This window comes from Nocardioides gansuensis (assembly GCF_003076135.1).
GTDB lineage: Bacteria > Actinomycetota > Actinomycetes > Propionibacteriales > Nocardioidaceae > Nocardioides > Nocardioides gansuensis.
Genome location: NZ_QDGZ01000015.1, coordinates 1 through 23,217 on the forward strand (window position 1 = coordinate 1; position 23,217 = coordinate 23,217).

General features: G+C 68.2%; 23 protein-coding genes and 2 pseudogenes. 8 read left to right on the forward strand and 17 right to left on the reverse strand.

From position 1 onward, the window contains the following. The 11 genes from DDE18_RS21690 to DDE18_RS21740 all read right to left on the reverse strand — a co-directional run. On the reverse strand, positions 1–532 hold a 532-nt coding region (locus tag DDE18_RS21690), incomplete at its 3' end, for a hypothetical protein (protein ID WP_211754696.1). Between the two features lie 153 nt (positions 533–685). After that, positions 686–2,488, reverse strand: coding sequence for a putative bifunctional diguanylate cyclase/phosphodiesterase (locus DDE18_RS21695; protein ID WP_116574521.1), 1,803 nt, complete (start codon positions 2,486–2,488; stop codon positions 686–688). Positions 2,489–2,632: 144 nt separating this feature from the next. Continuing rightward, positions 2,633–4,354 carry an AMP-binding protein gene (locus DDE18_RS21700; RefSeq protein ID WP_116574522.1) on the reverse strand — a complete coding sequence of 574 codons (1,722 nt, stop codon included), beginning with the start codon at positions 4,352–4,354 and terminating at the stop codon, positions 2,633–2,635. Between the two features lie 80 nt (positions 4,355–4,434). Beyond that, entirely contained in the window at positions 4,435–5,496 is a 1,062-nt protein-coding gene (gene oxdA, locus DDE18_RS21705; RefSeq protein WP_116574523.1) for an aliphatic aldoxime dehydratase, read from the reverse strand. 91 nt (positions 5,497–5,587) lie between these two features. Then, positions 5,588–5,995 (reverse strand): hypothetical protein, encoded by a 408-nt coding sequence (locus DDE18_RS21710; protein WP_211754697.1) that lies wholly within the window; start codon positions 5,993–5,995, stop codon positions 5,588–5,590. Between the two features lie 7 nt (positions 5,996–6,002). Continuing rightward, positions 6,003–6,821, reverse strand: a complete 819-nt coding sequence (locus tag DDE18_RS21715; protein ID WP_165821313.1) for a CbtA family protein — start codon at positions 6,819–6,821, stop codon at positions 6,003–6,005. Between the two features lie 17 nt (positions 6,822–6,838). Then, entirely contained in the window at positions 6,839–7,036 is a 198-nt protein-coding gene (locus DDE18_RS21720; protein WP_116574526.1) for a CbtB domain-containing protein, read from the reverse strand. Between the two features lie 15 nt (positions 7,037–7,051). After that, positions 7,052–7,498, reverse strand: a complete 447-nt coding sequence (locus DDE18_RS21725) for a nitrile hydratase accessory protein (RefSeq protein ID WP_116574527.1) — start codon at positions 7,496–7,498, stop codon at positions 7,052–7,054. Further along, on the reverse strand, positions 7,498–8,097 hold the full coding sequence (nthA, locus tag DDE18_RS21730; RefSeq protein ID WP_116574528.1) for a nitrile hydratase subunit alpha: 600 nt from the start codon (positions 8,095–8,097) through the stop codon (positions 7,498–7,500). Before nthA ends, DDE18_RS21725 begins: the two co-directional genes overlap by 1 nt. Then, a complete protein-coding gene (gene nthB / locus DDE18_RS21735) occupies positions 8,094–8,819 on the reverse strand; it encodes a nitrile hydratase subunit beta (RefSeq protein WP_116574529.1) in 726 nt (241 codons plus the stop codon). The genes nthA and nthB overlap by 4 nt, the downstream gene beginning before the upstream one ends. Further along, positions 8,816–10,351 (reverse strand): amidase, encoded by a 1,536-nt coding sequence (locus DDE18_RS21740; RefSeq protein WP_116574550.1) that lies wholly within the window; start codon positions 10,349–10,351, stop codon positions 8,816–8,818. Before DDE18_RS21740 ends, nthB begins: the two co-directional genes overlap by 4 nt. 286 nt (positions 10,352–10,637) lie before the next feature. On the opposite strand from DDE18_RS21740, the gene DDE18_RS21745 reads away from it, so the two are divergent. Continuing rightward, the gene (locus DDE18_RS21745; protein ID WP_165821314.1) at positions 10,638–11,504 is read left to right on the forward strand and encodes an AraC-like ligand-binding domain-containing protein; all 867 of its coding nucleotides are present in this window, start codon (positions 10,638–10,640) and stop codon (positions 11,502–11,504) included. A 61-nt stretch (positions 11,505–11,565) separates the two neighbouring features. Here DDE18_RS21745 and DDE18_RS21750 read toward each other — a convergent pair whose 3' ends face one another. Then, positions 11,566–12,552: a YihY/virulence factor BrkB family protein gene (locus tag DDE18_RS21750; RefSeq protein WP_245916932.1), complete on the reverse strand. Its 987-nt coding sequence runs from the start codon at positions 12,550–12,552 to the stop codon at positions 11,566–11,568. Positions 12,553–12,911: 359 nt separating this feature from the next. Between DDE18_RS21750 and DDE18_RS23195 the strand changes: the two genes are divergently transcribed. After that, positions 12,912–13,124 (forward strand): hypothetical protein, encoded by a 213-nt coding sequence (locus tag DDE18_RS23195; RefSeq protein WP_165821315.1) that lies wholly within the window; start codon positions 12,912–12,914, stop codon positions 13,122–13,124. 205 nt (positions 13,125–13,329) lie between these two features. Next, complete coding sequence (locus DDE18_RS21760) at positions 13,330–13,836, forward strand: type 1 glutamine amidotransferase domain-containing protein (RefSeq protein ID WP_116574533.1); 507 nt, start codon at positions 13,330–13,332, stop codon at positions 13,834–13,836. A 78-nt stretch (positions 13,837–13,914) separates the two neighbouring features. Here the strand turns inward: DDE18_RS21760 and DDE18_RS21765 are convergent, their stop codons facing one another. Then, entirely contained in the window at positions 13,915–14,445 is a 531-nt protein-coding gene (locus tag DDE18_RS21765; protein WP_116574534.1) for a hypothetical protein, read from the reverse strand. 283 nt (positions 14,446–14,728) lie between these two features. On the opposite strand from DDE18_RS21765, the gene DDE18_RS21770 reads away from it, so the two are divergent. From DDE18_RS21770 to DDE18_RS23200, 3 genes are all read left to right on the forward strand, one after another. Then, the gene (locus DDE18_RS21770; RefSeq protein ID WP_211754698.1) at positions 14,729–15,349 is read left to right on the forward strand and encodes a histone deacetylase; all 621 of its coding nucleotides are present in this window, start codon (positions 14,729–14,731) and stop codon (positions 15,347–15,349) included. A gap of 156 nt (positions 15,350–15,505) precedes the next feature. Further along, positions 15,506–16,117, forward strand: coding sequence for a DUF4396 domain-containing protein (locus DDE18_RS21775; RefSeq protein ID WP_170313304.1), 612 nt, complete (start codon positions 15,506–15,508; stop codon positions 16,115–16,117). Between the two features lie 32 nt (positions 16,118–16,149). Continuing rightward, on the forward strand, positions 16,150–16,296 hold the full coding sequence (locus DDE18_RS23200; RefSeq protein WP_165821316.1) for a hypothetical protein: 147 nt from the start codon (positions 16,150–16,152) through the stop codon (positions 16,294–16,296). Between the two features lie 152 nt (positions 16,297–16,448). Here DDE18_RS23200 and DDE18_RS21780 read toward each other — a convergent pair whose 3' ends face one another. Further along, positions 16,449–18,026 (reverse strand): peroxidase family protein, encoded by a 1,578-nt coding sequence (locus DDE18_RS21780; RefSeq protein WP_133241309.1) that lies wholly within the window; start codon positions 18,024–18,026, stop codon positions 16,449–16,451. A gap of 60 nt (positions 18,027–18,086) precedes the next feature. Further along, positions 18,087–18,692 (reverse strand): hypothetical protein, encoded by a 606-nt coding sequence (locus DDE18_RS21785; protein WP_133241310.1) that lies wholly within the window; start codon positions 18,690–18,692, stop codon positions 18,087–18,089. Between the two features lie 319 nt (positions 18,693–19,011). Here DDE18_RS21785 and DDE18_RS23880 point away from each other — a divergent pair, with 319 nt between their 5' ends. Beyond that, positions 19,012–21,324 (forward strand): ATP-binding protein, encoded by a 2,313-nt coding sequence (locus tag DDE18_RS23880; RefSeq protein ID WP_116574537.1) that lies wholly within the window; start codon positions 19,012–19,014, stop codon positions 21,322–21,324. A gap of 240 nt (positions 21,325–21,564) precedes the next feature. Here DDE18_RS23880 and DDE18_RS24125 read toward each other — a convergent pair. Together DDE18_RS24125 and DDE18_RS24190 are read right to left on the reverse strand one after the other, a co-directional pair. Beyond that, positions 21,565–21,720 (reverse strand): annotated as a pseudogene (locus DDE18_RS24125) (TerC family protein); the annotation flags it as partial. A 199-nt stretch (positions 21,721–21,919) separates the two neighbouring features. Continuing rightward, positions 21,920–22,366, reverse strand: a pseudogene (locus tag DDE18_RS24190) (TerC family protein); the annotation flags it as partial. A gap of 299 nt (positions 22,367–22,665) precedes the next feature. On the opposite strand from DDE18_RS24190, the gene DDE18_RS21800 reads away from it, so the two are divergent. Next, the gene (locus DDE18_RS21800) at positions 22,666–23,127 is read left to right on the forward strand and encodes a GNAT family N-acetyltransferase (RefSeq protein WP_165821317.1); all 462 of its coding nucleotides are present in this window, start codon (positions 22,666–22,668) and stop codon (positions 23,125–23,127) included. Positions 23,128–23,217: the final 90 nt, after the last annotated feature.

The window sequence follows — 23,217 nt, forward strand, 5'->3', positions numbered from 1 at the left end:
GGTAGACGGTGAGATAGATCCAGCTCGCCTCGCCCAGCTGCGCGAACAGTGGACCCACGACCAGGATCCAGCTGATGAACAGCAGCGCCGCGCCGACGATCGCGCCATCGACGATCGCGCGTGCCCGGGCCGCGGGCGACAGGGACCGGCTCGGGAGGGTGAGCATCGCCGCGATGGCGAACGGCACCACGGCCACGAAGAAGACGTCAGCGGGCCCGGGATACGTCTGCGTCTCCGGCGCCAGCACCTGGTAGTAGAACCAGATCGTGTTGCCCACGGCGTAGCACATCGCCGACGTGCCGAGCAGCCGCCAGGGCAGTCGTCTCCCCGGGGGACGCAGCCTCGCCGCGCGGAAGCACGCCCACGCCGCGAAGGCCGAGAACACCACGAAGCCTGTGTCGGTGACCGCCCGCCCCGTCTGCTGGCTGACGGAGTCGACCAGACCGAACGCCGCCAGCGCCACCGCGACGACGCCGCAGCCGACCGCCGCAGCGCGAAAAATGGCCCATTCGGACGCAGCAACCCGAGACATGCGAACTCCTGACCATGTTCAGCCCGGCACAGCCACCGCGCTGGTCACCCACCCCATGGTGGCACGGCTTGAGGCTGCTCGGGACGAGTTGCTCGACTGTGTCGGCCGAACCGGACGCGGCCACCGCTGCGGGAGGGCGCGGAACTGCAAGGATCACTGCGAAGCGACGCGAGAGGGCAGGTGCAGCGGACCGGTTGACTGCCTGGCGAGTTCGCCCAGGGTGGAAGCAGGCATCGGCTCCGCGTAGTAGAAACCCTGCGAGGAGTCGCACCCGATGGCGGTGAGCTTGTCGCGTTGGCTCCGGGTTTCGACGCCCTCGGCTGTGACGGTGAATCCGAGCTCGTGTGCCATCCCCGTGACTGCGGCGACGATTGCCGCGCCTTCATGGCCGTTGTCGAGATCGGAGACGAAGGCCCGATCGACCTTCACCACGTCGATGGGCAGACGGCGCAGGTAGCTCAGTGAGGAGAATCCGGTTCCGAAGTCGTCCAGGGCCAGCCGGACGCCGAGGGTCTTGAGGTCCTCCAGGATCGTGATGGCGCGTCCGTGGTCCTCGATGAGAATGTTCTCGGTGACCTCCAGTGTGAGTGTGGCTGGATCCATCCCGGTCCTGGACAGCACGCTGGCGACGACACCGCAGAAGCCATTTCCCAACAGCTGGCGTCCGGAGACGTTCACTGCCAGATCCAACGGCGTGACGGCGTCCAGCCAACGGGCTCGTTCGTGGGCTGCATGCGCCAGCACCCACTGCCCCACCTCGTTGATCAGTCCACTCTGTTCGGCTAGCCCTATCGCCACCGGCGCAGGGACGGGGCCCCGCTCCGGGTGGGTCCAGCGGAGTAGTGCCTCGACTCCGATGACGAGCCCGTCGGCGGTTCTCACGATGGGCTGAAAGCCGATGGCCAGCGTGCCGTCGGAAAGCGCTGGGCGCAGGTCCCTCTCCAGGCTGTTCTTCTGGTCGTTGCGATGCGCTCCTCGCTTGTCCACGATGCGGTGGCCTGCACCGCCCTGGCGCTTGGCCTCGTACATGGCCGCATCGGCATCGTTGACAAGATGCTCGGAAATCCGCTCTCCCGGCCCGCTGTAGGCAACTCCGACGCTCGCCGTGATCGAGAGCTCGATCTCGTCGAGGACGAACACGCGAGTGAACGTCTCGTCGATGCGCGCGGCGATGAGCTCGGCGTCCTGCGGAGACCGCAGGTCCTCGCACAGGAACACGAACTCGTCTCCAGAGATGCGGGCGAGAGTGTCCCCCGGCCGGATCAGGTTCGCGAGTCGGCTCGCCACGGCGATCAGGAGCTGATCCCCGACCTGGTGGCTGTACACGTCGTTGACATGTTTGAAGCCGTCGAGGTCGGCGAACAGGATCGCGGCGGCGGTGTGGGACCGTTGAGCCCGCTGGGTGGCGTGCTCAAGGCGTTGTCCCAGCAACGTCCGGTTGGCCAGACCGGTCAAGGCGTCTTGCTGGGCGACGCGGACGAGCTTGTCGGTGGTCCGCTGTGCCGCTTCCCGGGCCTGTGCATTGAGCAGATAGGCGGCGGCCACATCCGCAAGCGTCCGGGCGGTCTCCATGTCGTGCTCACTGAGCGGTCCGGGGGTGGCACGGTAGAGGTCCAACGCCCCCAGTCTGCCGCTGGCGTGCCGCAGCGGGAAGGTGAAAACCGCAGCCAACCCAGCCTCCTCCGCGGCGGGAGAAAACCGTGGGAACCGCGTCTCGGTGGATATGTCTGGCACCGTGACTGCCTCTCCGGAGTGATAGGCCAGGATGCACGGACCTTCGCCGATGGAAGTCTGCAGCCGCTCGAAACGCAGGGCTGATTCGTCGGAGGCGGCGATGTAGCGCGGCGGCGCCCCATCCTCGATCAACGTGACACCGGCGGCCGTGACCGGGAGAACCTCGACGATCCGGTCCACCAAGTGGTCCAGGATCTTCTGAATCGGGAAGTCCGTCACCATCGTTCGAGCGAAGTCGATCAGAACGCCGACAGCTTGCTTTCCTCGACCATGGGCGGACCTCCTCTACACCGCGGAGGCTCCCGCAGCGGCCACGCCTTCCGCAGCATAGTCACGCGCAGAGGTGCTCGGTGCCAGCTCAGCCCTTCAGGTCGGGAAGTCATCGTCGCGGTACTCACCAGGTGGTCGGTTGCCCTCGAGCTCTGTCTCGCGCTGGCGAAGCTCGACGCGGCGGATCTTGCCCGAGATCGTCTTGGGGAGCTCGAAGAACTCCAGTCGGCGCACCCGCAGGTACGGCGCGAGGTGTTCGCGCGCGTAGGCCAGGACCGACCGCGCCGTGTCAGCGTCCGGCTCGTGCCCGGGTGCCAACGCAAGGTAGGCCTTCGGGACGGCCAGCCGCACCGGGTCGGGCGCCGGAACGACGGCTGCCTCGGCCACGGCAGGGTGCTCGATGAGCACGGACTCGAGCTCGAACGGGCTGACCTTGTAGTCCGAGGCCTTGAAGACGTCGTCGGTGCGCCCGACGTAGGTGATGTAGCCGTCTTCGTCGCGAGCGGCCACGTCACCTGTGTGGTAGTAGCCGCCGGCCATCGCCTCGGCGTTGCGCTCGACGTCGCCCTGGTAGCCGGTCATCAGGCTCAGCGGCTGCTGGGCGCGATCGAGGCAGATCTCGCCCTCCCCGACGCCGTCGACAACCTCACCGGTCAGTGGGTCGACCAGGACCACCGGCACGCCTGGCAGCGGCCGGCCCATCGACCCTGCCTTGACCTTCTGCCCCGGGGTGTTGGCGATGCACGCCGTCGTCTCGGTCTGTCCGAAGCCGTCGCGGATGGTGAGGCCCCAGTGCCGCTCGACCTGGCTGATCACCTCGGGGTTGAGCGGCTCGCCGGCCGCGATCGCCTCTCGCAGGGAGCCGCGCCCGCCGGACAGATCGGCGTTGATCAACATCCGCCACACCGTGGGCGGAGCACAGAAGGTGGTGACGCCCTCGGTCCGAAGCTGCGTCAGCAGCGCCGGCGCGTCGAAGCGGGCGTAGTTGTAGACGAACACGGTCGCCTCGGCCAGCCAGGGCGCGAAGAAGTTCGACCAGGCGTGCTTGGCCCAGCCGGGGCTGGAGATGTTGAGGTGCACGTCGCCAGGTTGGAGGCCGAGCCAGTACATGGTCGACAGGTGGCCGACCGGGTAGGAGATGTGGGTGTGCTCCACCAGCTTGGGCCGGCTCGTCGTGCCGGAGGTGAAGTAGAGCAGCAGCCGGTCGCTGCTGGCGTTGCCCGGATGCGGCAAGGGGGCGGGCGGGACGTCGTACGCCCGGGCGTAGCCCACCCAGTCGGCAGCTGGCTCCCCTACGGCGAAGCGGAGGTAGTCGCCCGGCACCTCGTCGAACTTGGCGGCATCGGCGGCGTTGCAGATCACCGCTCGGGCCTGACCGCGGTCGAGACGGTCGACCAGTTCGGCAGGCCCTACCGCCGTGGTCGTCGGCATGATCACGGCGCCGAGCCGGATGAGCGCCAGCATGCTCTCCCAGAGCTCGACCTGGTTGCCGAGCATCACCACGACGCTGTCGCCGCGGCCCACGCCCTGTGCGGCCAGGTGCGCGGCCACCTGCTCCGAGCGAGTCACCAGCTCGCCGAACGTGTATGACGCTCGGCGCCCGTCCTCCTCCACGATCACCAGGCCCGGGCGATGGTTGCCTCGAGCAAAGGTGTCGAACCAGTCGTGGACGAAGTTGAACGTCGGGCCGACGTCGGGCCACGAGAACGACGTGACCGCATCGTCGTACGACGTGCTCAGAGCTTGATGCTGATCTCGGGCAGCGCGCAGCGCTCGGTGGGAGGGGTCATCGCTATCGGTCCTCGGCTCGGTATCGATCGGGGTTGGAGACCCGGGCCGGACGCGGCGTCGACGTCCGGCCCGGGTAGCCCGGGTGAGCGGTCCAGGTGAGTGCGCGATCAGACGCTGGAGGGCATCCGCGCGTCGCGCAGCATCCCGGTCCGGGGGTGGCAGTTGATGTACTCGAAGGTCTGGTCCTTGCCGTCGGAGACCGATACCTCGTGGTAGAGCCGGAGCTTCTCGAGGCCCTCGGCGACCCGGAAGAACGTGGTGAAGATCCGCAGGTGGGTCGGGTGCGACTCCGCCCAGCGCTCGAGCCGGTCCAGCGAGCGCCAGTGCCCGATGTTGTAGCTCTCGTCCAGCTCGTTGCCGTCGAGGTCGATGCTACGAACGAACCGGTTGCTGTAGCAGCCGACGTCCTCGCCGTTGTCCCGGAGGAAGTCCATGCCGGCCTCGAGGGTCGGCAGGATCTCGTCCAGATACAGCGAGCGCTCGTCGTCCCCCGCCTCGATCCAGTCCTGGCCGGACCGGATCAGCGCGATGTTGTCGTGGCCGCGCACGACCACGCGGCCCCCGGCCTTCGGATCACCGGTGACGACGATGAGCTCGCCGCCCGGCTTCATCCAGTCGGTCTGCGAGAGCGGGATTCGCTCGCGCATGGATCCCCAGTAGCCGTGCTCGTTGACGTCGCCGCTGATCTTGCCCATGACGGCACCGACGCCGGGAAGCTCCTCCTGGAAGGCGTAGAGCGTCTCGAACTGGTCGACCCGTGGAGCGACGACCTCGCGGAAGTAGCCGAGCCCCTCGTTGAGGCGGTCGTCGGAGTCCCACCAGCCCTTGACCCGGTCCGACCGCAGCCAGCGGCAGTACGCCGCCGGGTCGGCCCAATACCCGACCACCATCAGGTTGTGGTGGTCCTGGTTGTCGACATGGTGGGTGAGGTCGTGATGCTCCGGGCCGTCCGCACCCTCGAAGGTCGCGACAATGTGGCGCAGGGCCGCCAACGCGTCCGGCCGCTTCGCCTCGTCGGCGTACTGGACGCCGAGGTAGGCCATCACCACCTGCTGCAACGACGTGTCTGCGCGCCCGACCCACATCGGGAACGGCGGCTGGTAGTCGTCGGGCACCCGGCGTGACAGCGTGCGCGGGCACTTCAGGTGGGTATCGATAGCGGATTCCATGGTGCGTCCTTCCGTAGCGGGGAATGCGGTTGTCATGTAACGAGGGCGGGCGGCCCCGGCGTGGGGCCGAACTGTGGTGAGGTTGGCGACGTCACCATCCGCCGGAGCTCAGCCGCCGGAGCCCCGCGGCGGTATGGACCTCCCCCAGGTCGCCTGGAGGATCCGCGACGCCCGGGCCCCCCTGGCGCACCCACTGGGCGACGGCCCTGGCGCGTTCGAGGGTGTTGACCTGGGTGACCCACGCCGGTCGGGCGCCTTGTCGTCGTGCCTGGGCCGTCGGGTTCACCACGACGACGTTCGACAGGTCGCAGGCCCAGAGACAGTCGACGCGGACAAGTTCTGCGTCCGGGCCGATTGCGCGCTCGAGGACCTCGGCGATGCCGTCGTGATCGACCTCTGGATGCTTGCGGCTCGTGCCGCAACAGCAGCCGCGGCACATGCTGATCCGCGGCCCGGAGAATGGCTGCCCGGGTCGCTGCGGGGCCGCTGCTGTGCTCACGTCGTGTTCACTGCCCGGGCACGCCAGGCATCGCCGGACGGCGTACATCCGCGGGGGCGGAAGACGGGCGGGAAGGTCCTCGACCGGGCAGGAGGTAGGCGAACGCAGCGCCGAGCACGAGCCACATCAGACCGATCTGCGTCAGCGAGCCGACGCGGAATTGCCACACCAGGTCCGTCGGGACGTTGGTGGGCACCGGATCGGCGGCGTCCGGGAGCGCCCAGATGAGCACGGCCGTTCCCACGATGCCCACTGCCGTGGCAGCAGCAGCCCGTGACTCGGACGCCAGGTCCTTCGCACGCGCCAGACCGGTGACCAAGGCCGTCAGCGCGGCGCAGCACACGATCGTCCCGAGATAGGTCAGGGTGCGCAGGTCCACGGTCGCTGGATCGCCGGCGGCCGGCGGGTTGGCCGGTACGGCGATGGCGGGTGCCAAGGTGAACGCGACGAACCCGAGGCCGGCGAGCGCCATGGCCGAGCCTGCCGCGGTCCGGCCCGGGAGCCTGCTGCCGAGGAACCTGTGGACGAGCGCGAACGCGATCCCGATCAGGATCCCGACCAACAGCACGGTGACCATGCCGAAGATCACCTGCTCGCCGCGCGACACCAGCACGTCTGCCGCATGGCTGTGGCCGGTGGCCTGGTCCGCGGCCGCGTGACTGTGGTCGCCCGCCTCCGATGCGGCCGCTCCGGCTTCCTCGATGGCGATCGCCGCGCGGATCGATGGCTCGACGAGCCAGTACTGGGCAGCGGCGCCGAGACCGCCAGCCACGGCGCCGGCGAGGGCGCCGTGGCCGACGGTGCGGCCGAGTGTCGAGGTGACCACCAGATGACGACCGTTGCTCAGTGACACGGGACGCCGAGGGCGTGGCGTGCGTCGTGGGTGGCCTCGTGCAGATAGTTGGCTGCCTCCGGCGAGAGAAGGAGCCCGTTCTCCTGGAGGAGGAACAGGACGCTCAGCAACGCGAAGGCTACGAGCGCGATGCTCAGTGCGGTGGTCGCGATCTTGCCGCTCGCGACGGCGGTGGTGCTCTGTGTCATGGTGATTCCTTCCGGTCAGGCGGGGACGGGGCGCGCGGGATCGATGGCGATCGGCTCGGTGTGCGCCTCGTGGTGGTTGCGGTTGGGCGGCAGGGCCAGGACGTTCGCGGTGTGGATGTCGAGGGCTGCCTGGCTGAGCCGTCCGGCGTCGGCCAGGACGGCCTCGAGTGCCGTCACCCAGTGCTGGTAGTACGACCAGGGGACCTCGCCGGCATCGGCGTTGGCGGTCTCCCAGTCCTGGATGGACGCGATCAGGGACTTCTGGAACGCCGACCAGTCGAACTTGAGGTGGTGGTGCGCCGCGACGGCCATGGCGAATGCCCGGATCTCCCAGGGGTGCTCGAAGCCCATCTGGTCCGGGTCGCCGCCCGGCATGCCACAGACCAGGTCCTCGATGTCGCGACGTGTTTGGCCGAGCTCGACCGCGCTGGTGTGCGGCGCCGGCAGTGTAGGGGTGGTCATCACGCGACCGCGGCGACGGGGCCGACGCCGATCATCGAGTCACGCGTGACCAGGTCGACGAGCTGGTCCTCGGTCCAGTCCTCGGTGCCGGCCGGGCGCTGAGGAAGCACCCAGTAGCGCATCTCGCTGCTGGAGTCCCACACACGTACCTCGACCTCCTCGGGCACCGTGAAGTGGAACGCCTCGCGGAGGACCTTGCGCGGCTCCCGGGTGATGGCGGCCCGGTACTGGGGGTCCTTGTACCAGTTCGGTGGCAGACCCAGGACCGGCCAGGGGTAGCAGGAGCAGAGGGTGCAGACGATGATGTTGTGCACGCTGTCGGTGTTCTCCAGCACCACCATGTCTTCGCCCTGAAGGCCGCTGATCCCGAGCTCCTTGCACGCTTCGGTCGCGTCTTCGATGAGTCGGGCCTTGAAGTCAGGGTCCCTCCAGGCCTTGGCGACTACTCTGGCGCCGAGCTGCGGGCCGACCTCGTTCTCGTAGATCTCGACCAGGCGGTCGATGGCCTGGGTGGTCATGACGCCCTGCTCGATGAGCATCGACTCCAGCGCCTTGACACGGGCAGCGATCTCTTCCTGGGTGCGGACCTTGGCGCTCATGCGTGCGCTCCTTCCGTGGTGGCGGCGGTGTGTACGGGGGTGGCGAGCTCGAGGTAGGGGTCCCAGACGTCGAAGTAGACCGATCCGTTCGGTTCGGCGTGGTCGGCGCCCCACAGCTCGGCGTTGGTGAACCGGACGGTGTAGACGTGCTCGGGGTTCTCGCCGAGGCCGTTGCCGGCGGTGTCGGGATAGATGAAGGTGCCGTGGGCCATCACGATCTCCCCCATCGCACCGCGGATGTACCGGGCACGGCGGGTGTGGCCCCTGGGCGCCGAGCGGTCGACGCGCACGTTGTCGCCGACCTTGAACCGCGCCACCCTGTCCGACTCGCGCTTGGCAGATGCACCGGCCGGGACGACGGCCTCGACGAACGCCAGGAGCTCGGGGTCGTCCTCGTGCTCGGGCAGGGATGCGTCGGGGTTGGCGAGGTAGTACTCGGTCCGGCGGTCGAGCTCGGCCGGGTCGAGCTTGCCGAGCTTCTCACCGAAGTGCTCGACGGTGTGGACCCAGTGCTCGTAGTACGGCGACTTCAGGTAGACCGCTGGGTCGATCAGCTCGATGCCATGGCGGAACTGGTCGACCCCGAAGAAGCCGGCCCGGAAGCACATGGCGAACATCGGGAACACGGCCTTCTCCCACTCCGGCCGGAAGACCGGCTCCGCCTCGGGAACGATGACCGGCCCGACACCGTCGGTGCCGGCGAGGTCGAAGACTCCATTCATGCGGTGAACTCCTTCTGGTAGTGGGGTGCGGTGAGCGTTCCGAGAGTCCGCTCGAACGCGTGAGCAGCGCGCAGTACGCCGGCGTCGTCGAACCTGGTGCCGACGACCATCAGCCCGACGGGCAGCCCGTTCGAGAGACCGGCAGGGATGGAGCACGCAGGGTGCCCAGTCACGTCGAGAGGCGCGGTGTTCGAGACCATCTCCAAGGCGCGCGCGAGGATCTCGTCGACCGGTGCATCGACCGGCGGGATCAGGCTCGCCGTGATGGGAAGCGTTGGCATCACCAGGACGTCGAAGTCCCCCAGCGCGGCGTCGTAGGCAGCGGACAAGGTGGCCTCGAGGTTCCGGGCCTTGGCGTAGCTGGCGCCGTACCCGGTGCGTAGGGCGTAGGTGCCGCCGAGTACGACCAGCTTGACCGTCTCGGAGAAGGCCGAGGGGTCACGTCGCCATTGCTGGCCGAAGAACGCGATCTGGTCCGGGTCGTAGGTGCCCTTCCAGTTCAGGCCGTAGGCGTTGCCCTGCACCATCTGCCACGTCGCGCCCTCCACGGAGATCACGTCCCAGATGGCGGCTCCGTGCTTGTGCCAGGGGATCGACACCTCCTCGGCCACGTGGCCTGCAGCGGTCAGGCTCTCGATGGCCTGCCTGACGACTGCGTTGACGGCGGGGTCGGAGTTGGCCTGGTCGAATCCTTCGCTGACCACACCGATGCGCAGGCCGCGGTCCAGCTTGTCGAGCTCGGTCAGGTAGTCGGTTCCTGTGATGCCGGTCGGCTGGCGGGGGTCCCGACCGTCCGAACCGGCGATCACGGTCAGCATCGCTGCGGCGTCAGCAACGGTGGGGGCGATCGGACCCAGGTGGTCGATGGACTGCTCGATCGGGAAGGCACCGGTGTAGGGCACCAGGCCGAAGGTGGGCTTGTGTCCGACGACGCCGCAGAAGGAGGCGGGGATGCGGATCGATCCGCCCTGGTCGCCGCCGACGGCGAGGGCAACTGCACCCGAGGCGACGAGAGCGGCGCTACCACTGGACGAGCCGCCACTGGTGCGATCGCGGTCCCAGGGGTTGCGTACGGGGCCGCTCTTCGACGTGTGGGAGGCGCCCGAGAAGCAGAGGTCTTCGCAGACCGCCTTTCCCGCGATGGTCGCCCCGGCGTCGAGAAGGCGGGTGACGACCGTGGCGTCCCCACTCGGAACGAATCCGCGGACCGTCTCCGACCCGTTCATCATCGGGACGCCGGCGACCGCGACGTTGTCCTTGACGGCAACGCGTCGCCCGGCCAGTGGACCCTCGATCCCCCGGCTGAGCTCGGTGGTCACGTACCAGGCGCCCAGCGGGTTGTCCGACGGCTCAGACCACTCCCGTGTGGGGACGTCCGGTGCCGCCTCCTGGTCGTACAGGTCGTCGACGACCGCCCATGAGCCCAGCAACCCCGAGGCCGCCGCGTGGTAGATCTCCAGGTCTTGCGGGGGGATGCCCAGCCGCAACTCATCCGCGATGCCCTCGACGACCGTGCGCGATGGAAGTTCCACGTTCTGCCTCACCTTCTCCTCACAACGCCTTCACCCGTCGATCGCGTCGACCGAACAGTGCGTTGGTGTTGGTGCGTGAGCGAACTCGCACTACGCCGGCTCGGTCAACGGAAGTGCGCGCCCTCGCGGGCATTTGGGTAGCCAGCATCAATTGCGGTGCATGGGCCAACAACTGGTGCTTGACCCGCGCCCTCGACTGGCTCACGGTTGGCCCATGCCAGCGTGGCCCCAGATCGACACCGCGAACTTTCCGTGGCCAGATCGCGTCGAGTACTGGCGCACGAGCGTGTGCGACCAGTTCGTTCCGCTCGCGGTCAATCCGGATGCCGTCGAGCTTCGAGGACGGGTGGCCGGCTGGGAGATCGCCGAGACACGGCTACGCCGGATCAGGGCCACCCGGCATATGTTCGAGCGACGAGCCAGGGACATCCGGGCCGGAGATCCTGAGGTCCTGCACCTGCTCTTGCTCGATCATGGGCGCACCCTCGTAGAGCAGGACGGTCGAACAGCGACCCTGACGCCCGGCGACCTCCTGCTCTACGACAGCACCCGGCCGTTCAGGTTCGAGACCGACGGCGACTTCCAGTTCACGATCTGCTTGCTACCCAAACGGCTCCTGCCCGTGCCGGAGTCGTTGCAGCGCAACTGCACCGCTCGGGTGTTCAAGTCCGAGGACGGTGTCGCCGCCGCTCTCGCGCCCCTCCTCACCGCGCTGGCCAGGCGCGCATCTGACACGGACCCCAGCCAGCAACTCGCGCTCCAACACGCCATGGTCAACATGTACGTCGCGCTGATGGCCGATGAGAACGACAGCGGTCACCACCCATCGGTCCACCTGTCTTTCGCGAAGTCCTTCGTTGTCCGCAACCTGGGCAATCCGAAGCTGTCTCCGTCGGACGTGGCAGCTGCCTGCAACATCTCCCTCAGCTACCTTCACCGCCTCTTTGCGACCGAGGGGATCACGGTCGCGGGCTACTTGCGGGAGCAGCGCCTCCAAGCCGCGTACCGCGACCTGGTCGCCCCCTCGTTCGCCGAGCCCATCAGTCGCGTCGCCGAGAGATGGGGCCTTCCTGACCCCGCACACTTCAACCGGGTGTTCAAGAACCGCTTCGGGGTCACCCCTGGAGAGCTTCGGCGCGCACCGAGACCCTGAACGCGGCAGGGCGCGGCACGGCGGCTGCCGCAGCGCATCTTCGAGGCCGTCGTCCTGCCCGCTAGCGCGGTCCGTCGGCCGAGGTCGGCGAAGTACTCTCGGCAGCCTCTTCACCATCACCTGGGAGGGAGTCGGCTTTCACGGCTCCGCGCTCACCGAGCGGTCGTTCGGGTCCGATGGTGGTGTCGCGAGCCGTCTGCTGCTCGGCCTCGGCGTTGATCTCGGCGCCGAGAAGCACGATGAAGTTCGTGATCCACAGCCACAGCAGCAGGACCACGACCCCGGCCAGCGCCCCGTAGGTCTTCGAGTAGTTGCCGAAGTTGTCGACATACAGGGAGAACCCCAGGCTGGCCGCCAGCCAGATCACCGTTGCGGTCACCGCTCCGGTGGAGACCCACGAGAAGCGTGGCGCATCGCGATCGGGCGCGTATCGGTAGACCACCGCCAGCGCGAGTGTGACGGCTGCCGCGAGTAACACCCACCGTCCGGCTTCGAACACCCACCGCAGCGGCGCATCGCTCACGGTGTCGTCCAGGACCGCCGGGGCCACCGCCACCAGGCCGATCGTGACCACGAGGAACACGATCGCTGCGGCGGTCAGCGCGAGGGACAGCAGCTTGCGCCGGATGAAGCCGCGGGTCTCTTCCTCGTCGTAGGCGATGTTGATCGCGGTCACGATGTTGCCGACGCCCCCTGAGGCGCTCCACAGGGCGAGCGCGAGGGCGACCAGCAGCCCCAGGCCCAGAGACTGTTGCGGCGCGCTGGCGAGCGCATCGAGCTGATCGGTGACCAAGCTGGCGGCGTCGGACGGCATGGCGTCAGTGAGCTGGTCAGCTTGCCGGGCCACCGTCTCCGGATCGGCTACCAGCCCGTAGAGCGTGATCGCCGCGATCAGGGCGGGGAAGAGTGCCAGGAAGGAGTAGAAGGCCACCCCGGCAGCCAGGAGCGGAACCTGGTCCCGCTTGGATTCCTTCCATGCCCGCACGAGGATCTGCCGCCAACCGGCAGCCGGCATCTCCCTCGGGGTATCTGCCTGGTCGCCGGGCACCGCGCGCGCCTTTGGTCCCTCCCGTTCTGCCGCATGCCGACTCACACAGCACGAGTACCCAACCTGTTCCGAGGCCTAACGGATCACCCCGCGATGTCGCCGCCACGGCACCCGGGCCGAGGCCCTCCCCGCCCCCGAGCATGTTCCTGGCGCTGGGCGCCCAAGTGTTCCCATCTTCAAGCATCGTTGCACTTTGGGCGAGGGTCCGTTACACCTGTTCCCACGAGGCGCCCCGGAGCATTCGCTCACGCAGCTCGAGTGTTCCTGGGCGCCTCGTCCAATGCTCAGGCAGATGCTTCCCGTTCCGGAAGCCGGAGCAGCAGTCCGCCGCGGCGGCGCCGAACCTCCGGGGTGGGTCAGTGTTCGTGGACGTGGTCTCCGTGCTGGTGGTGCCGGTGACCATCGTGAAGATGGTCGACGTGATCACCGTGCTGCACGGTCTCGCAGCCATCACCAGTCGAGTGGGTGCCCTCGTGGTCGGCGTGGATCGTCTCCTCTGGATGACGCTCGTCGCCGTGCACATGATCGAGGTGGTCTTCGTGCTCGACGGTCTCGCAGCCGTCCCCGGGTAGGTGCTCGTGGTCCGTCGCCTCGGTGTGCCCGATCGTCATGGTGGGTTCCTCCCTGTGTCGGTCCCGGTTGGGGACCTTTCACGATGCTCCCTCCACGTGGAGTCCCGCAAGGCTCCGCCGACTCGCCTGGCCGGTGCCGCCGGACACCAGCGATTCCTGCGGCTGGGCCATGGCTCATCGGTGCATCGGCTGGTATGCAGGAGGCATGGCTCGTATCGCCTTTCTCCTGGATGACGTGTACGAAGACTCCGAGTTCCGCGTGCCCTATGACCGGCTGCGTGAGGCCGGACATGAAGTGGTCGTGCTCGGCCTCCAACAGGGCAAGAAGGTTCGCGGCAAGCAAGGCGACACCTTCGACGTCGAGGCGGGGCCCGAGGCCGCGGACGCCACCCGGTTCGATGCCGTGGTCGTGCCCGGCGGCTACTCCCCTGACAAGATTCGCACCGACGCGAAACTCGTCGCCTTGGTCAAGGAGACCGCCCTGGCGAACAAGCCGGTGGCCGCCATCTGCCACGCCGGCTGGGTACTTGCCGAGGCTGACGTCGTCCGCGGCCGCACGGTGACGTCGTACCCCTCGATCCGGACCGACCTGATCAACGCCGGCGCGACATGGGTGGACGAGGAAGTGGTCGTCGATGGCCCGCTCATCACCTCACGGAAACCGTCCGACCTCGACGCGTTCTGCGATCGAGTCCTGAAAAGCCTGACGTAAGGGCGGGGTGAGCCGGCGCTACCCCGCCGCTCGGCGTCTGGTGTCTCGTGTCTGGTGCCTCCGTGGCTCCAGGTCGACTCAGTAGCGCAGCCTGCCGACCGCTCGGACCTTGACGTAGAACTCCAGCGGCCGCCGGTTCTCGCTGCACTGGCCCTGCGCGTCCTTCCGGCCGATGCCCTCGCCGACCACGCGATACCGGCCTCGTCCCGCCGCGTCGACGTAGTCACCTGTTCCTCGGGTCACCCGCCACCGGCCGACCTCGACGAACTTGAAGTAGCAGGTGACGGGGTCGAACCGCTCGACCGGCGTGCGCACCGGCCGGTGCCGGATGATCAGGTTGCCGTCCGGGAACTCGAACCGGTCCCGTCGGGGACCGAGCACCGTGTCGTGACCGATCGCGTGGATCGGGCCGAACGCAACGATGCGACCAGCGCCCGCGTCGCTCGGGTCGGTGCTGATCAGCACGAATACCTGGCGTCCCTGCACAACCCTGGCAGCCAGGTTTGTGGTCGCGTCATCAGCCTGTCCGGCCGCGGCCGATGGGAGGCCCAGCAGCGCTCCGACCAGGATGCCGACGAGGGCCAGGATGTGGATACGTGATCGAAGCATGGGATCCACCCTCCTTGGGTGTTCTACCGCTCAAGTTGTCACTGACGGGCTCGCGGGTCCACGCGTCCGGACCGAACGAGTCGACGGGGCCAGCCCAGATGCAACGATGGCCCCTCCTGAGCGTGGATGGGCTCATAGTCGCCATTGCTCCCCGGAATCGGGGAGGGTCATCATGGATGGAGAGGCGATGACGGTGGCCGATGAAACGGAGACCATTCCGACGCTTGTAGGCGCGGCTCTCGAGGACAGGCGGACCGCGCGCTCGAGCAAGGACCCGTGTGGAGTGAACGGCACCCCGGCACGCGACGATCTCGTCTGGTACGTCGCCTACGCGTCCAACCTGAGCGCAGGCCGACTGCGCTGCTACCTGCAAGGTGGCCGGCCGCCCGGGGCACGACGCACGTACGAGGGCGGCCGGGATCCCTCGCCCCCCACGCGTGACGTCGCACTCGCGCTTCCGGGACGCCTGGTCTTCGCAGGCCGCTCGCGCGTGTGGGGCGGCGCGATGGCGTTCTACGACGCGTCGGCCGAGGGCAAGATCCTCGCTCGCGGTTACCTGATCACCTTCGGCCAGCTCAGCGACCTCGTCTCGCAAGAAGCGCGGCAACCGGTCGGCCACGATCTCGCGCCCATCCAGCACGCCGGCCGCTCATGGCCCACGCCTTCGAGTGTGTACGAGGCGCTGGTGCACCTGGGTCACCGCGACAGTCAGCCCATGTTCTGCCTGACCTCTCAACGCCCTCTCGAGCCAGCCCCGCCCTCCGCGGCGTACCTCCGCGTCATCCTCGTCGGGCTGCGCGAGGCGTTCGGCTGGACGACTCCCGAGAGCGCGGACTACCTCCTGGAAGCCCGCGGCGTCTCACCCAGATGGTCGAGGGCTCGCATCAGCGCCCTCACCCCCTGAGCCATCTCCTCGTGTTCGTGGTGACCAACAGCCTCCGGCTGCGCCGGTTCAAGCCGTTGACCGACCACGCCACGAGCCCGCCCCTCGGCCCAGAAACTGGTTGATCCGCCCCAGACCGGTGGATACGGTCAGGGGGTATCTATGAGAGGACCGCCGATGAACTCCCGCAACAGCATTGCCGCTAACGCCACCCTCCACTGCCTCACCGGCTGCGCCATCGGCGAAATCGCCGGCCTGATGATCGGAACCGCTCTCGGACTCAGCAATGCCGTCACCATCGCCCTTGCAGTGGGACTGGCCTTCCTTTTCGGCTACGCGCTCTCCACCCTGCCGCTGATCCAGGCAGGACTGGGCTTCTTCCCCGCCCTCAGCGTCGTCTTCGCCGCCGACACCCTCTCCATCGCCGTGATGGAGATCGTGGACAACGCGGTCATGGCTGCCATCCCTGGCGCCATGGACGCCGGCCTGGTCAACCCCATGTTCTGGCTCGGCATGATGATCGCCCTCGCCGCCGCCTTCATCGCCGCGTTCCCCGTCAACCGTTACCTCATCGACAAGGGCAAGGGCCACGCCCTGACCCACCAGTTCATGCACGGCGACACACACAGCACACACACGCACCACGACACCGAGACCTCTCACGTGGCCGCCCACGACCACACCGACGGGCTCGCACACGAGCAGCACCAGCACCAGCCGAACGCCGGGCATCACGAAGAAGGCCGCGAGTCCGGTGCCGGGCATGGCCACCCGCACCATCACGGCTGACCAGTTCGCCATCCCACCCAGACCCTTGGAGCATGACCATGAACACCAGCACCCTCGCCGCCGGCGTTGTCGGATTCCTGCTGGGCGGACTGACCGTGTCCGTCGCCGCAGAATTCGAGAGCGACGACGCACCCCAGCCCTCGCATGGCACCAGCAACCACCAGAGCATCGAGCGATAGGCCACCGGGCGCTCGGAGTGACGGCCTGAACCTGCGCAGATGCCGGACGCATGCGTCGGTATCCGAGTACTCCACGCACTTGCCAGTCGGCATTGCCGAGGTCGTACAGCAGTTGCCCAGTCGCCCCCACCGGCTTGTGTGAGTCGGCGACGTCAGGCCGCGCCCGCGAATCTCAAGAGATCGACGAAGGTGAACTGTCCGGTGGCGGGTGCGATCGGCGGCGTCGGCTTCCAGGCCGGGTCGAGGTACAGGTAGGAGTTCGGGTCCCGCTGGAGGAGACCGACGAGTACCTCGGCGACGATCCTGCCGCCCACCGCACCCAGCCGCTCGGCGTTGTTCGGCGGCAGCTCGGCCTCCTTGAGGATGTAGTACCAGAGGGGCGCCTCGCCGGCCCATCCCGGATCGTTGCTGAGGCCGAGGGCTGCGTTGGTGAGAACCGGTGCTCGCATCGCCCGGGCGACCTGCTGACCGGACGCGAGCCCGACGCTCTTGCCGCGGAGCGAATTGCGAACGGCGAGGTGGATCGTCGGGTCCGGAGGCGGGACGACGGAGCCGGGGAGCGTGGTGAGCGGGAGCGAGAGCTTGGTGTCGATCTTGCGGGGTTTTCGCGCTGGGAAACTCTGGTCGACGGGAAGGATGTTCCTCCACTCGATGACCAGATCGGGCGGGATGGGGCGACCACCATTGAGGTTGAAGCCTCCGTCCGGGCCGAAGGCCGGGACGCCGCCGCGGTCCAGCGTCGACTGGTTGATGACGTAGAAGGGCCGGATGAGGCTGTGGCCGAACCGGTAGGCCGCGACGGCGAACTCGACGGGCATGAACGGCCGGCCGTCCTTGTTGGTGGGCCGGTAGTAGTTCAGGGTGATCACCGGTGGCTTGCCAGCGATTTCCTTGTACACCGTGCCGCTCGGACCGATGAGCCCGTCGCCGACGAAGCGTGGGAGGAAGTCGTGGGTCACCGCCCACTGGTAGTGCCATCGGGTCAGCCTGCGTGCGGTCTCGAACACCCATTCGCGACGGATGCCCTGGGCCCGGGCGTGGTCGACGATCTGGTTGTGGAACTGGGCGATTGCCTGGTGGAGTTGGACGAGGATCAGGTTCTCGTCGTTACGTGCTTCCGGGATGATCGCGCGGCCGTTGCCGTCGCGCGGCATGTCCTGGACACCGTGGATGTTGGGCGTCACGAGCAGCTTGTCCGGGTCGGCCGGGTCGTAGAACTGCGGCTCGGTCACCGGCCCCCGCCCGTACACCGAGTCGAGGTCGTAGCGCGGGGTCCGGAAGTTGGTCGTCGCGTAGGGGTCCGCCTGCTGCTGCGTGAGCGGCGTGTTGTCGAAGGTGATGTCGTGGTCGATGAACTGCCCGATGAATGTGAATCCCGCGAAGAGCCGTGGGCTGGTGTTGAGCAGGCTGTCGTCGGGGACCGTCTGGTCCTCGACCATCGTTCTGGCGAGGCCCTCCAGCAGGTCGTCGCGTGGCGCGAACGGTGGAAGCTTCTTGAACATCGTGCCGAACCGGCCCTCCGCCAACCGGTTATTGCTGGTGAGGTACATGCCGCGCAGTTCGGCTCCGTGAATGACCTCGGCGCCGGGTGCGGCGCTGACTGCGGCGCGGGCGACTGTCCGTGCCCGACCGACGATCGCCCCAGCTGAGACGCCCGCCACGCCAGCGAGGAAGGCGCGGCGGGCGAGACGCCCATGCCCACCCGGCTCGGGGCGATGCACCAGATTCATCGTTCTGTCTCCTCTCGGCGGTCCGGTGGACCGGTGGACCGGTGGACCGGTGGTGAAGTGTCAGTCGATGGTCAGGTTGCCGCTGCGCAGCACTCCGGCCCGGGCATAGAACACCGCTGCCGGAGCGAGCTCCGACTCGAGGACGGTCCCGCTGGACAGCTTGATCGAGAAGAAGTCGCCGCTCGAGGGGGCGCGGTTGCGGTCGTTGTCCCTGACGATGACTTCGAATCGACACAGAGGCGTGGCGCTGACGCACCCCTGCGCGAATCCAGTCGGGACGGACGTCGTCGTGCGATAACGCCCCAGGAAGATCAGCTCGTTCCCGCCCGGCGGGGGCTCCTGACCGATGCACAGCATCGACTCGAGCACCGGGGGGAGGGTGTCGACCGTCCCATGGACGGAGAACCCGGAGCCCAGCGGGTTCGTGCCGTGGTCGGAGTACGAAAGCTGGATGCGCAGCCGACCGGTCGGAGGTTCGGTCTGGACGCTCGCGGACGAACGCTCACAACTGAAGGTGAAGCCGAACGAGGCGGCGCCGGTGAACACGCCGTCCGGGGCCAGCTGTCCCCCGCCGCGACCGGTGCACGCCGCCAGCGTTGCCGCAAGGATGCTCACGAGCCCGACGGCGACCCAGCGCCGCAAGGAGCGAGTTGAGGCACGAGTCATGACGAGTCCCTCCCTAGGAGTCAGGTGGCGACCCGAGCCCCCACCGACGTACGCCGCTCCCAACGGCTGCTATCAGGTCTACACCTCGATACGGCTGTGCGAAGCCCCCCAAAAATGGCGAAATTCCGCCGCTTCACGCGACGGGGCGGGACTCGACAGGCACTGACCACGTTCCGTACGAGGTCGCTGGGCAACCTGGCCCAGGACAAGCTCATGGTCGACGTGCTCAGCCGAGACAGTGAGGGCCGAAACGACGACGCGGCGAACCGCCAGATGGAGCCCCACCCAGGTCCGCGGGACCCGCGAGTAGCGTGGGGAAGTGGCCACCAGGAACGAGGCCGGGAACCTCCCCGCCGAGCTGAGCACGTTCGTGGGTCGTCGGCAAGAGCTCCTCGACGTTCGGCACCTGCTCACGCAGTCGCGGCTGGTCACGCTGACCGGCGCCGGTGGCATCGGGAAGTCGCGGCTGGCGCTGCGGGTGGCGTCGGAGGTGCGCCGCTCGTTCCCAGACGGCGTGTGGCTGGTGGAGCTGGCGTCGGTCTCCGACCCGTCCCTGGTCCCAGAGACGATCGCGGGAACCCTCCGGGGGCCGGACCGGTCGGTCCGAGACCCGGTGGAGGCACTGACGACCTTCCTGGCGGAGCGCGACCTGCTGCTCGTGATCGACAACTGCGAACAGGTGATGACCGCGTGTGCACCGCTCACGGCCACTCTGCTTCGACACGCTCCCGCTGTCCGCATCCTGGCAACCAGCCGAGAGGTCATGGGAGTCCCCGGCGAGCAGGTCTATCGACTGGATCCCCTGCCGGTTCCGGCACCGGGGGACCCCGCGGCCGGCGCGTCCGCGTACCCCTCCGTGTCTCTCTTCACCGAACGCGCCGCGGCAGTGGTGAACGGGTTCACGCTCTCCACCGAGAACGCCGACGCCGTCATGGAGCTCTGCCGCCGACTGGACGGCATGCCGCTCGCCATCGAGCTCGCGGCCGGTTACGTCCGGCTGCTGTCTCCCGTGCAGATACTCAGGCGCCTGGACGACCGGTTCCGGCTGTTGTCCGGCCGCGGCGGCGCCGCACACCCCCGGCAACGCTCCCTGCGGGCGACCGTGGAATGGAGCTACGACCTGTGCAGCCCCGCCGAGCGGCAGATGTGGAACCGACTGTCGGTGTTCGCCGGTGACTTCGACCTCGCGGCGGCAGTTGCTGTGTGCGCCGGAGATGGCCTCGAGGAGCCGGACGTCGTCGAAGCCGTCGCCGACCTGGTTGCCAAGTCGGTCCTGGTCTCCGAGACCCACACCGAGGGCGTACGGTTCCGGTTTCTGGAGACCATCCGGGAGTATGGCGTCCACGCGCTGCACGAGGCGGACGACTCCGACGGTCACGCGCTGTCCGAATTCGAGCTCCGTTCTCGGCACCTGGACTGGTATCTGAGGCTCGCGGAGGAGCTCGACCGGGACTGGTTCGGACCTCGGCAGCGGCAATGGCTCGAGCGACTGCGCGCCGAGCTGCCCAACATCCGGGCCGCCCTCTCCTTCGCCGCAGAGCACCCCGAGCATGCCCGCCGTGGACTGCGGCTCGCCGGCAGCCTGGGCTTCTTCTGGCGCGTCGCGGCGATGAGGGAGGGCCATACGTGGCTCTCCCGTCTGCTCGCCGCTGACCCGGCACCGACCCGCGAGCGCACACGCGCGCTGCTCGCGATCGCGTGGATGATGGCCTCTCGCGGCCAGGGTCGCGTCGAGGAGGCCAACGAGGGCGAGCAGCTCGCCCGGCAGGTCGATCCCGAGCTCCTGCCGCGCGCACTCCTCCTCCTCGGCACGTTGAAGCTGCAGGAGGGTGATCCGACGGGCATGCCGATGCTGGAGGAGTCGGTCGACCTGGCCCGGCATCTCGGACGAGACTCCGAGACCGCCTACGCGGTGTTCGGTCTCGGTTGGGCGCTCGGGCTTGCGGGTGAGCCAGCAGCGGCGCAACCCTGGTTCGACGAATGCGTGGCGACCTGCCGACGGTCCGGAGAGCACTGGTGGCGCGGCGTGGTGCAGCTTCGGCGGGCGCTGGTCGGCTGGATGCACGGGGACCTCGACGGCACGGCGTCCGCCGCCGCGGACGCGCTACGCGCATCGCGCGTCGTCCCCGACCTGCTCGCCTGCGCGGACGCCATCAACCTGATCGGCGCCCTCGAGGTCGGGCGCGACGACCGCCGTGCGGCCTACCTGCTCGGCGCCGCAGACCAGTACTGGAGGGATGCGGGTGGCTCCGTCGTTCACACCGCACCCTGGGAGTCGCTGCTGGACGAGCGGATGGCCGAGTGTCGAGAGATGCTCGGCGAGGCGGCCTTCGACGCGGAGTTCCGGCACGGGAAGAACGACCCGCTCGAGGACGCCATCGGCAACGCCCTCGGCGAGCGAACGACGCCCACGGTGCCACAGGCGCGCGGAGGTCAGGCCTTCGGTCTGACCCCGCGGGAGCATGAGATCGCCGGCCTGGTGGCCCACGGACTCACCAACAGGGAGATCGCCGACAAGCTGGTGATCTCGACCCGGACCGCGGAGACGCACGTCCAGAACATCCTCGCCAAGACCGGCTTCACGACTCGCAGCCAGGTCGCCGCCTGGTACGCCGAGCTGGCCTGGGACTGAGGGCACAGGCCGTGACGCGGGGACATCGGGGCCGGGCGCGTCGCCGGACGGGGCCGACCGGGCCGATCGTCGGTTCGAGATCAGGCTGGTCACGGTGGTCACGGCGAGCACACCCACGATGACGCCGAGCGACAGCAACGTGGGGACCTCGGGGACCGACTCCCACCGCACGTGTGCCCAGTGCAGCACGAGCTTGGCGCCGATGAAGCCGAGGATGGCGGCCAACCCGTAACCCAGGTGAACCAGCGCCGCCAGGGCTCCCTCGAGAACGAAGTAGAGCGCACGCAGACCCAGCAGGGCGAAGGCGTTGGTGACGAAGACCAGGTAGGGGTCGCTGGTGATGCCGTAGACGGCCGGAACCGAGTCCACCGCGAACACCACGTCGGAGGCCACCATCGCCACCACGACGACGGCGAACGGCGTGACCGCCCGTCGACCCGCGACCGAGGAGGCGCGGTCCGTCGTACTCCTTGGTGACAGGCACGAGGCGCCGCACGAGGCGGACGCTGCGCAGGGAGTCGACCTCGACCGTGTGAGCCTTGCCGGCACGCGCGTCCTTCAAGATCTTCACTCCGGTCAGGAGCAGCACGAGGCCGGAGAAGAGGAACGCGACGTCGAACCGGGCGATCGCCGCGGCGCCGACCGCGATGAAGACGCCACGGAGGACGAGCGCGCCGACGATGCCGTAGAGCAGTGCCCGCTGCTGCAGCGGGCGAGGTACGCCGAACGAGGCGAGCAGGATCGTGAACACGAACAGGTTGTCGACACTCAGCGACTTCTCGACGAGGTAGCCGGTCAGGTACTCCACGCCGCGGTCGGAGCCGTGCTGCTGCCACACCCACACGGCGAACAGCAGCGGCAGCGCGATGTAGAAGGCCGACCAGCCGATCGCCTCCCTGGGCGAGACGTCGTGTGGCCGGCGAGTGATCACGAAGTCAAGTGCCAGCAACCCGATCACGGCTGCGATCGTGATCGCCCACAGCGACGGCGTGGCGATGGATTCGACGGTGGTGGCGCTGGTGGCAGCGAGCGCGAACGGCACGGGGTGCTCCTCAGACGGTCGATGGTCTACGTCTGAGGTCTCCTCCGCCGGCTGCCGCCGACGCCTGGCCCGGACGCGAACGTCGAACTGACCGACCAGAACCTAGGGAGTACTCCCCTCGGGGGCGAAACTGTACCTGATCACTCATGTTTCCGGGAGTCCCCCATCTCTCGTACCGGGGAGGGCAACGGCTGAGGATTGTCGCCTGTGAGTGCTGCAGGGGGCAGGATGACGAGCCGATTGCGCGGTCCTTCTGCTCGCTCGCCGCCGTCTCACCGAGACCGAGAGGAGACACACCCATGACGTACCAGATCCGGCGAGCCACCGCTCGCGACCTGGCCGCAGTCGAACAGGTCGTCTTCAGTGCCTATGAACCGTGGGTCGACATCGTCGGCGGTCGCCCCGGACCCATGGACGAAGACTTCGCGGCCCTGATCGCAGACGGCAAGGTGCACGTTGCGGTTGCCGACGAGGTGGCGGGTCTGATCGTACTGGCGACGGTGGACGACGCGCTTCTCATCGAGAATGTCGCGGTAGCCCCCGACCATCAGGGCCGGGGCCTCGGCCGTCAGCTCATCACATTCGCCGAAGCCACGGCCGTTCGGCGCGGCCTGCGGACTGCGCGGCTGTTCACCCACGAACGGATGACCACGAACATCACCTGGTATGAGCGGCACGGATATGTGATCAGCGGAATGGAGCCACTCCCCTTTGGTCGCCTGGTCCACCTGCGCAAGTCGCTCGCACAGATTGAGGGCTGAAGGACCTCCGGTGTCCTCGATCCAGTCTGTCGTGAAGGCTCCGACCTCCTCGGGTCACGCTTGGAGCTGTTCACAACAGTGACGTCTGAT

What these genes read in the sequence shown, in the direction of transcription:
- DDE18_RS21695 (WP_116574521.1), bottom strand. Translation starts at nt 2,488, where the DNA reads ATGGTGACGGACTTCCCGATTCAGAAGATCCTGGACCACTTGGTGGAC.
- oxdA (WP_116574523.1), bottom strand. Translation starts at nt 5,496, where the DNA reads ATGGAATCCGCTATCGATACCCACCTGAAGTGCCCGCGCACGCTGTCA.
- DDE18_RS21720 (WP_116574526.1), bottom strand. Translation starts at nt 7,036, where the DNA reads ATGACACAGAGCACCACCGCCGTCGCGAGCGGCAAGATCGCGACCACC.
- DDE18_RS21725 (WP_116574527.1), bottom strand. Translation starts at nt 7,498, where the DNA reads ATGACCACCCCTACACTGCCGGCGCCGCACACCAGCGCGGTCGAGCTC.
- nthA (WP_116574528.1), bottom strand. Translation starts at nt 8,097, where the DNA reads ATGAGCGCCAAGGTCCGCACCCAGGAAGAGATCGCTGCCCGTGTCAAG.
- nthB (WP_116574529.1), bottom strand. Translation starts at nt 8,819, where the DNA reads ATGAATGGAGTCTTCGACCTCGCCGGCACCGACGGTGTCGGGCCGGTC.
- DDE18_RS21760 (WP_116574533.1), top strand. Translation starts at nt 13,330, where the DNA reads ATGGCTCGTATCGCCTTTCTCCTGGATGACGTGTACGAAGACTCCGAG.
- DDE18_RS21765 (WP_116574534.1), bottom strand. Translation starts at nt 14,445, where the DNA reads ATGCTTCGATCACGTATCCACATCCTGGCCCTCGTCGGCATCCTGGTC.
- DDE18_RS21775 (WP_170313304.1), top strand. Translation starts at nt 15,506, where the DNA reads ATGAACTCCCGCAACAGCATTGCCGCTAACGCCACCCTCCACTGCCTC.
- DDE18_RS23200 (WP_165821316.1), top strand. Translation starts at nt 16,150, where the DNA reads ATGACCATGAACACCAGCACCCTCGCCGCCGGCGTTGTCGGATTCCTG.
- DDE18_RS21780 (WP_133241309.1), bottom strand. Translation starts at nt 18,026, where the DNA reads ATGAATCTGGTGCATCGCCCCGAGCCGGGTGGGCATGGGCGTCTCGCC.
- DDE18_RS21785 (WP_133241310.1), bottom strand. Translation starts at nt 18,692, where the DNA reads ATGACTCGTGCCTCAACTCGCTCCTTGCGGCGCTGGGTCGCCGTCGGG.
- DDE18_RS21800 (WP_165821317.1), top strand. Translation starts at nt 22,666, where the DNA reads ATGACGTACCAGATCCGGCGAGCCACCGCTCGCGACCTGGCCGCAGTC.